This window comes from Microcystis aeruginosa NIES-4325, assembly GCF_008974145.1.
In the GTDB taxonomy this organism is placed as follows: domain Bacteria; phylum Cyanobacteriota; class Cyanobacteriia; order Cyanobacteriales; family Microcystaceae; genus Microcystis; species Microcystis aeruginosa_G.
The window spans coordinates 65,848-75,101 of the sequence record NZ_BJKP01000018.1; the positions used below are offsets into that span (position 1 = coordinate 65,848).

Genomic DNA, 9,254 nt, shown 5'->3' on the forward strand with positions numbered 1-9,254 from the left:
TTAAATCATGATTGAAGTACAATTACAGCCAATTGAGGAGAATTTTAGGGGAGAAAATTATTCTTATTCCACCACAATTCATCAATTATTTGAAACCCAGGTGGAGAAGACCCCTAATCAGATTGCGGTAAGTTTTGAAGATTCCTCCTTAACCTATAGGCAGTTAAATGACCGGGCCAACCAAATCGCCCATTATTTAATTGAATTAGGAGTAAAACCAGAACAATTAATAGGAATCTGTGTTGAGCGTTCCCTAGAAATGATCATCGGGGTTTTAGGTGTTCTCAAAGCGGGAGGGGGTTATGTACCCCTGGATCCTGCTTACCCCAAAGAACGGCTAAAATTCATCCTAGAAGATGCCGATATATCTATCTTATTGACACAGGAAAAACCCCTTATAAATCTCCCCCTTGACCAGATAAAAGTAATTTTTTTAAATAAAGATCAGTCCCTAGTTCAACAAAGTCAAGAAAACCCTAAAACTGATGTAAACTCCGACAACTTAGCCTATATTCTCTATACTTCCGGCTCCACTGGCCTACCGAAGGGTGTTTTAATTACTCATAAAGGAGTAGTTAATTTAGTTCAAACAGAAATTAAACTATTTAACTTAAATCCCTCAAGTCGTGTTCTGCAATTTGCTTCCTTAAATTTTGATGCTTCCGTTTCGGAAATCTTCACCGCTATTTCTTCGGGAGCGCAACTTTGTCTAGGAAATTCTAACTCCTTACTTCCGGGAGACAACTTGCTTAATTTTCTGCAAAAAAAAGCTATTACCCATGCACAAATTCCCCCATCAGTATTAGCCGTCCTCCCTCAAGCACCCTTAAAACACCTACAGGTATTAATTGTCGGCGGAGAAGCTTGTCCCCCTGCCTTGATGGCCCAGTGGTCAATGGGAAGACGCTTTTTTAATGCCTATGGCCCCACCGAGGCCACCGTTGATGCCACCATAGCAGAATGTAGCCCTGATAGTCCCTTAACCATCGGTCGTCCTCTTGCCAATACGCAAGCTTATATCCTCGACCAGTCTCTCAAAAAAGTGGCTGTGGGGGTTGCGGGAGAATTACATATTGGGGGAGTAGGTTTAGCTAGGGGATATCTCAATCGTCCCGAATTAACTGCGGCAAAATTTATTCCCCATCCTTTTGATGATAATCCATCGGCGAAGTTATACAAAACCGGCGATTTAGCCCGTTATCTTCCTGATGGTAATATTGAATGGTTAGGGCGTATAGACTTTCAAGTTAAAATTCGTGGTTTAAGAATTGAATTAGGGGAAATTGAAGGCATCTTAAACGAAAATACCGCCATTCACCAAGCGGTAGTCATTGTCCGTCAAGAGCAGTTAAATGATCCTCAATTAATCGCTTATGCTGTTATTAACCCCACCGTTAAAGTCGAGCAAGTTCTCGCTCAATGGCGCGACTATCTCAAAGAAAAGTTACCCCATTATATGATTCCCCGGGCATTAGTAATTTTAGAAAAGATGCCTTTGACACCCAATGATAAAGTTGACCGTGCAGCTTTAGCTAAATTGCCCCTCAATTATGATACTTCTCGTCTGGTTACACCGCCACGAAACCCAGAAGAAGAACTATTAACCGCAATTTGGGCGGAGGTTTTGGAATTAGAAAAAGTAGGAATTGATGAGAACTTTTTTGAATTGGGGGGACATTCCCTCAAAGTTATTGCCCTCTGTAAGAGGCTAGAGTCTTATCTTCAAAAAAAGTTTGCTGTAGAAACTATTCTTGATGCTGCAACGGTGGTCGAATTTGCCGAATATTTACGGAAAACTCATCCAGAACTAATCGAAACAATTGAGAAGATAAAATTTAATGAGGTAATTAATCCCTTAATCATAGACGAGGATTTTATTGCCGATTCTTCCCCAGAGATTGATTCCTTATCCGGCTGTCCTTATTTTCCCTTATCTTTGACTCAACAGAAAAGATGGGCCTATGAAAAATCTAATACAGTTGTCCATTTTTCGGGTAATTTTCGACGACACTACCTTAAAGGAGACCTCAATTTAGCCGCTTTAACAGCCAGCTTGAATGAGATTATCTATCGCCATCAAATATTGCGTGTTACCTTTCGAGAAGTCAATGGTTCCGCCGTTCAGTTAATTAACCCCTACACCGAAAAAAACCTACCCATAATTGATTTACAAACCTGGCCAGAGAACCAGAAAAATGAGGAATTAGCAAGATTATTACAAGAGATTATTAATCAACCCTTTGACTTGATTAATGGCCCTTTAATCAGACTGATATTAATTCGTTTGGATGAGAAAGCTCACATTCTCCTCACTCACATCCATGATATTATTATAGACAATTCATCCTTGACGCTCTTTTTTAAAGAATTGGAGCTACTTTATCAGGCTTTTGTCTTAGGTGATTCCTCCCCTTTACCTCCCTTACCTATCCAGTATGTTGATTATGTTCAATGGCAACTAAAATCCTTTAGTTCTCAACTAATTGAACCGAAAATTAACCACTATAAACGTATTTTAGAAGCGGGAGATCCACCAACCTTAAAAATTCCCCCACACCTGATTTTGCCGTCTAAATCTAGCGATAAATTATCCGATTCATCGGTCTTAAGTCTAGGGACTAATTTTGATTTTGAAATTCCTAGGGATTTCACAGAGAAATTAAACATCCTCTGTCAAGAGCAAAGAATCACTTTATTTATGACTGCACTAACCGCCTTTGCTGTGTTACTCTATAGCTATAGTGGTTGTGAAGATATTATTATCCACGCTCCCCGTGATGCTCGTAATCATCCACACCTGAAGCCTCTAATCGGTTTAATTAGTAATATAATGTTGCTCCGAGTTAATTTAAGTGGTAATCCTACTGTTAAAGAGTTACTAACGCGAGTGCGAAGGGTAGTATTAGAAGCTTTAGTGTATCAAGATATTCCCTTTGAGCATTTAGCAAAAGTCATTAAACCAGAATATCGCCTTGATAATTCTAGTTTTAAAGCAGTTATTACGGTTTTGTCAGAGTCCCCCGAAGAAGAATTGAAACTACCGGGGTTAGAGGTGACATCTTGGGAAATGGAAGAGTTTGAAGTTAGGCCAGACTTAGAGTTAATACTCTGGGAAAATAAAACTTCCCCAAAACCCTCTCTTAAGGGTTGGTGGCAATATAAAAAAGATTATTTTGAGCTTGATTCAATGACTCAAATTAACCGAGATTTCATGCAGATATGGTCGGAAATTGTTACGAATCCTCATCAGCCAATTACCATCTTCCAAAATCTTAAAAGTATATAGCAAGAATTGAAGATTTTTCCTATAAATTATGGTCTAGAACAGGGGGAAAATAGCCAACTTTCTGAAAGTTAAGAAAAATATAAACTGAGCAATTTTTCATCAATAACGGGACAGGAGATAGATAGCTCTGTTAATTCTATCAATGTTCGAGTTGCGTCAAATTCTAGCTTATCAGGGGAAAATAGTTTTGACAGTTTCAAAAGCAGTAATAAAGATGAATATAGTGTGTTCTTGGGAGACTGGGACAATTGATATTTTAATTCGGCATAAAAATTATCATAATCAACTTTTTCTAAGGAATAGCCTAAAAGTTGAAGAGAATTAAAGAAAGTTTCCCAGGAAATTAGCTGAGAATTAATTAAATGAAATACTTGACCAGCATGGTTTTTTTGCTGGGATAAACCGACAATTGCCTGACTGACATAATCAACGGGAACGATATCTATTTGTGTGTTTAAATCGGGGAATTTTCTTAATTGAATACAACCCTTTAGCAAAATACACAGGAAATCTTGGAAATTACCGTTAATCCCCGTTTTACTATTTCCGATAATTCTTGAAGGACGATAAATACAAGCAGGTAATCCTCTTTTTTGTGCGACCATCACTAATTGTTCTGCCACCCATTTACTTTGGCGATAACCTCCTTGAAGATTAACAAAATTAGGGCTATCCATTTCAGTGATTCTGCCAATTTCCTCCTGATTATCACCGAGAAAAACCCCAAGAGTCGAAACAAAATGAACGAATTTAGTTTGCTCCCTACTAGCTAATCTTAGCACTTCCTGCGTCCCCAAGACATTTACCGGTTTTAAGGTGGAATAGGGACGAGCAGAGTTAACCCAAGCTCCATTGTGATAAATAATATCAATTATTGCCGCTAATTCATTAAATGCTAGTTGAGAAAGACCGAATAAAGGTTTCCCTAAATCTCCGACAATAGGAATAATACGAGAATTAAAATCATCTTGCCAAAGAGAATAAAACTCTAAGTTTTTTTGAAGACGATTTTTACCCTCTTCTATATTAGAACAGCGAACTAAACAATAAATATCTGCCCTGGTTTTCTGGAGAAGTTCTTCGAGTAAATAAGCACCAAGAAAACCAGTTGCTCCTGTCAATAAGATAGCTTTTGGCTCTAGTACATTCTTGGAAAGCGATTGCTCAAATTGAATCGAGGAATCCAAATTTACTTCCGCTTTCAGGTCTAACTGTTGAGTCACAGGTTTAGTCATGTGTTTTTTAAATCCCTTCTAGAGCAACCTTATGAATAAGTTCGGCATCGGAGAGATAGGGAAATCTTTGCCAAAAACGAGACCATGTTGCTAAATATATCTCTTGTTCTTCTCGAGGAAATTGCTTAAGTTTCTCCTCAAATAGATTTTTATAACGGTCTATTTCTGCTTTTAAATAATGATGCGCTTCCTCTCCATAGAATTTTTGAAACATCCAGTAGGTATTGTAACTACCTGCTGCCATATCCTTTTTGTAGGAACGAAGATCATCATTAAATTCTAGTAAAACTTCTAGAGGTGACATCAGATCAAAAATTTCACTTCTGTAGGGGTTACCTGAAATCTGAACGAGAGCAGAATGTAGAATTCTCAAATCAGAAGACCTTAGTTCAGAGGCAAGAAGTAAGTCCTCATAGGTTATTTTTTCAGAAGCAATTAGCTGACCTTCTAATTCAATATATTTACCTAAGTTGTCTGCTTGTGCTAGAATTGCGGAGCCTTCTACACCAAGTTCATGCAACAGAGATTCAATAATTTTTTTTCTGGCATCCCAGGGAGAAACTTGAGTTAATAGTGAGCCATCTTTTTGATTACTCTCTTCTAGTTCTACATCGGTTTCGTAGATCAGATATTCAATAAATGCTAAGAGGGGATAAAATTCAAAAAATTCATTATCAGAAATGTTATAAATTGGACAATATATTTTGAAAAACGGCTTTAAAACTGAGGTAGCTTTATAGATACTATAATAGGAAATATAAGGGATTTGACTAACGTTTTTTTTTCTTTCAATCATAGCAGGGGACATTGGCGGGTTCATTTTAGTTTCTCCTTTTTGAATTTTCAAACAAATAAGTTTCTGCGGTCAAATAACAGGTTTAAACTCCTTCTAAAACGGCTTGACGAAGAAGTTCAGCACTAGAGAAATAGGGAAATACATTTTGCCATAAACGAGACCATTTTGCTGAATAAACTTCTTGGTCTTGTTCAGATAATCGTTTCAGGGTTGCCTCAAATAGCTTACTGTAGCGGTCTATTTCTGCTTTTAAATAATGGTGTGCTTCCTCTCCATACAATTTCTGAAACATCCAGTAGGTATTATAATTACCAGCTGCCCTATCCTCTTGATAGGAACGAAAATCATCATGAAATTCTAGCAAAATGTTTATCGGTGACATAATCTCAAAAATTTCATCTCTATAAGGTTTACCTGACATAGCAATCAAGGTACAGTGGAGGATTAAATCGTCAGAAGACCGCAATTCAGAAGCACGAATTACGTCTTCTAATGTGATCTTTTCAGAGTTCAATAGCTGACTTTCTAATTTAATATATTCCCCTAAATTATCCATTTGATTTAAAATCATAGGAGCTTCTAAATCAAATTCTTGTAAAAAAGATCGAATGATTATTTTTTTATGATCCCACAAAGAACACTGACTTGATGGGTTGCTATCCTTTTGATTGCTTTCCATCTCTGTATCAGTTTCATAGACAAGGTATTCAATAAATGCTAAAAGGGGATAATATTCAAAAAACTCATCTAGTGAAATATGATAAATCGGGCAATAATGCTTGAATATGAATTTGAGACTGGGAGTAGCTTTGTATATACTACGATAGGAAATATAATGATTGCGACTGATGGGGTGTTTGCTTTTAAATCTCTCAAGATTTGCTTGTAAGTCCATTTTTGTGTTTCCTTATTTTAAGTCGTGGAAGGATCATACCATATCTAGGAAAATAATCACCAATAAACTGGGAATTTATCAGACTAATACTAGGTATAACTCAAGACATTTCATAACCCGCCTCTTGACATAATGGTTGACAATAGGTGTTTAATTTTTCGATATCTGCCGGCTCTATTGAGTCTTTCCATCCGTCTATTTTACCCATTCTAAATGTTCTAGCAGAAGGGTTATAAATCTCCCCCAAATGAGAAACAATAGTTTCATTAAAAGGAATATCCAAATGGTGGCAAATTTTTTCCATCGTCTCCCTTTGTTTTTCCGACTTGCCACCTCCCTGTTCTCCCACCAGATCCTCAAAACGGATAAATAAACAATTTTGCTCTTGAGACCAAGCTAACATAGAACGGAACACTTCAGCAAAATTTCTGATTTCTACTCCCGCTTTTGCCCCATAGCCTCCCACTAAAATAAAATCTAATCTTTGGCTAGGAGACATGGACTTAAAATCCTCTTCTAAAAAGTGTCTTGCTGGCATTTTTCCCGTATCTAAAACAAAAGGGATTGAGGAAGCGATAACAGCACGAGGGTCACGAATAATGAAAATATGCTGATAATTCAAGTCCTGAAGAATTGGAGTTAATAGAGGTGTCCAAGGAATATGACCTAAAATGTATTGCTTTTCAGCAATGAGAGTTAACCAATGTCGAATAGTCGCCAAATCTACATAGTACGGGGTTAAAGCCCCTATGCTAATTTTTTCTTGCTTAGATTGGGATTGATTCCCTATTCTTTTTTTTACTTCTCGATAGTTAAAAAATAGGGGTACTTCCTTAATTTCTTGATCCTCAAAATGTTCTTTATAGCCCAAAATCTCAACGGACTTGGCTAACAAATGAGTACCACTTTTGGGCAAAGAATTAATTAGTAATCGCTTGGCGGGTAACTCGGTGTAGGACATCGCTTTTGAGTTATAAAGTATTGATCATTGTTTGTGGCTTTAAAACATTCCTATAGGGGGAACATATTTGGAATCAATTCGCACATCTAAGACGGTAGGTTTGGTATCCCGATAAATTGCTTCATAATCTAATTCCTGCAAGTCTTGACTATTACGAATAATATAACCATTCGCTCCCATTCCTCGAGCAATTTGACTAAAATCTACTGATGATAAAGCAAACTCTAGGGGTTCTACTCCCGTTTGCAGATGTCGGTGTTTAACCATACCAAAAGATTGATCATTAAGAATGATAAAAATAATCGGTAATTTTTCGGCAACAGCAACGGCAAGTTCGTTGCCGTGCATTAGAAAACATCCATCACCCGTAAGACAAACCACTGGGGTATTTTTTGCCCCCATAGCTGTTCCAATCGCACTACCAATTCCCCAACCCATGGGGGCAGTTGCCACAGCTAAACGGAAATTTTCTGGACGGGGTGGGAAGAAATAGTGAATTGTCCAAGCTAACCAATTACCCACATCCACTAGATAGCGGGTTTCTGGGGGAAAATGTTGTAGGAGTTCACCGATTAATTGCTGGGGTTTAACCGAGGAATTATCCTCTAACAGTCGATAGCTATCTGGTTCTTTAACGGCAATGTGAGCGGGTTGATAAGGCTGGGAAAATTCAGGGGATAAGCTGCCTGATAACTGCGGGTTTAATTGTCCCCTTTGCCGAGTTTTCTGCAATCTTTTTAGTAATTCTGCCAAGGTGGTTTTGATTGTACCTTGAATGTGTAAACTAGCCATCGGAGAACTTTTAAAATAGTCCCTTGCGTGATGAATATGAACTATTTTTTTAGTTAACAATGCCTGATCCCAAGCCGAGGTTTCCCATTGCCCTAAGTTCATGCCAGCCGCTAAAATTAAAGCCACAGAATCATCGGTTAAAGCTTGACGGGCCGTTTGATGTCCGGCGAAACCAAAGACACCTTTTACTAAAGGATGATAAGGATTAACACAGGTTTTACCGCCTTGAGTTGTGACAATAGAAGCGTTAATTAATTCGGCTAATGCCATAATTTCTGGGGTGGCTTCCGTACAATCTTGACCAACCCAGATGGCGATGGTTTGACCTTGGTCTAAGATATTGTTTATGGTACTATCAAGCTCATCTAAGGCTTTTAAATCAACTAATGCAGCAGCTTGAGTCGCTACCTGGTGATAAGCAAGGGATGAGGGAGACTCAACCCGGAAAATATTCACAGGAATACTAAGATGAGCCGGTCCAAAAGGTGAATGTAAAACTGTTGTTAATGCCGCTGCTAATTTTCTTTCTAATTGATTAGGGTGAGTGACGAGGGTGTTATAACGGGTACAGTGCTTAAACATGGCCACTGTATCAATGGTATCAGGCGATGATTCTTGAAAGGCACTCCAGCTAAAATGAGGTAGGGCAGTTTGTGCGGTGATAACAAGTAGAGGTATCCCTTCAGCATAAGCTGAGGCTAATCCTGTAATAAAATTGGTGCTACCCGGTCCAGTTGTGCCGCAGCAAACCCCGATTTTTCCGGTTTCACGAGCATAACCATCAGCCATAAAAGCGGCACCGGTTTCGTGACAAGTCAAAACGGCACGAACCCCCCCGCGTCTTTCGCTGCGTGCTAAGGCTTCGTAGAAGGCACTATTATGTCCTCCCGGTATGCCAAAAACGTACTCTACCCCTAATTGTTCTAAATAATCGACAATTAGGTCACTCATATTTCTTGGCTGGATTTGTTCTGACTCTGTCAAGATAATAGGGGATGATGCTTGTGAAATCATTAGATTTTGTCTTGTCAATGGACTATTGTTAGAATATCTCACATAGACGCTGGTTATAATTAAATTAAAAATGGATTTTAGGTTCGATCCCCCCTTCCCCCCTTAATAAGGGGGGTGCCGATAGCCGGGGGGATCAGATTAATTAGAAGGGAGCAAGTCAGTTTTGTCAGAACATAAATACTATTCAATAGCTAAAGACTGTTATTTAGGTAAGCACAGCGGTGTTTAAGCACTTGAGGGATATTTTCTTCATTCCACTGGGCTCCAGAAATTTT

6 protein-coding genes are annotated in these 9,254 nt (G+C 38.4%); 1 reads left to right on the forward strand and 5 read right to left on the reverse strand.

Features of this window, described 5'->3' with window-relative positions; genetic code table 11:
• The first annotated feature begins 7 nt into the window (after positions 1 to 7).
• A complete protein-coding gene (locus tag MiAbW_RS11720; protein ID WP_151696265.1) occupies positions 8 to 3,286 on the forward strand; it encodes a non-ribosomal peptide synthetase in 3,279 nt (1,092 codons plus the stop codon).
• Positions 3,287 to 3,354: 68 nt separating this feature from the next.
• Here MiAbW_RS11720 and MiAbW_RS11725 read toward each other — a convergent pair whose 3' ends face one another.
• The 5 genes from MiAbW_RS11725 to MiAbW_RS11745 form a co-directional block, all read right to left on the reverse strand.
• Complete coding sequence (locus MiAbW_RS11725; protein WP_238707265.1) at positions 3,355 to 4,521, reverse strand: thioester reductase domain-containing protein; 1,167 nt, start codon at positions 4,519 to 4,521, stop codon at positions 3,355 to 3,357.
• Between the two features lie 7 nt (positions 4,522 to 4,528).
• Complete coding sequence (locus MiAbW_RS11730) at positions 4,529 to 5,341, reverse strand: hypothetical protein (RefSeq protein ID WP_151696270.1); 813 nt, start codon at positions 5,339 to 5,341, stop codon at positions 4,529 to 4,531.
• 58 nt (positions 5,342 to 5,399) lie between these two features.
• On the reverse strand, positions 5,400 to 6,212 hold the full coding sequence (locus tag MiAbW_RS11735; protein ID WP_151696266.1) for a hypothetical protein: 813 nt from the start codon (positions 6,210 to 6,212) through the stop codon (positions 5,400 to 5,402).
• Positions 6,213 to 6,312: 100 nt separating this feature from the next.
• Positions 6,313 to 7,173, reverse strand: coding sequence for a sulfotransferase domain-containing protein (locus MiAbW_RS11740; protein WP_151696267.1), 861 nt, complete (start codon positions 7,171 to 7,173; stop codon positions 6,313 to 6,315).
• Positions 7,174 to 7,212: 39 nt separating this feature from the next.
• Positions 7,213 to 8,916: a thiamine pyrophosphate-binding protein gene (locus tag MiAbW_RS11745; protein WP_238707266.1), complete on the reverse strand. Its 1,704-nt coding sequence runs from the start codon at positions 8,914 to 8,916 to the stop codon at positions 7,213 to 7,215.
• Positions 8,917 to 9,254: the final 338 nt, after the last annotated feature.

What these genes read in the sequence shown, in the direction of transcription:
- MiAbW_RS11720 (WP_151696265.1), top strand. Translation starts at nt 8, where the DNA reads ATGATTGAAGTACAATTACAGCCAATTGAGGAGAATTTTAGGGGAGAA.
- MiAbW_RS11725 (WP_238707265.1), bottom strand. Translation starts at nt 4,521, where the DNA reads ATGACTAAACCTGTGACTCAACAGTTAGACCTGAAAGCGGAAGTAAAT.
- MiAbW_RS11730 (WP_151696270.1), bottom strand. Translation starts at nt 5,341, where the DNA reads ATGAACCCGCCAATGTCCCCTGCTATGATTGAAAGAAAAAAAAACGTT.
- MiAbW_RS11735 (WP_151696266.1), bottom strand. Translation starts at nt 6,212, where the DNA reads ATGGACTTACAAGCAAATCTTGAGAGATTTAAAAGCAAACACCCCATC.
- MiAbW_RS11740 (WP_151696267.1), bottom strand. Translation starts at nt 7,173, where the DNA reads ATGTCCTACACCGAGTTACCCGCCAAGCGATTACTAATTAATTCTTTG.
- MiAbW_RS11745 (WP_238707266.1), bottom strand. Translation starts at nt 8,916, where the DNA reads ATGAGTGACCTAATTGTCGATTATTTAGAACAATTAGGGGTAGAGTAC.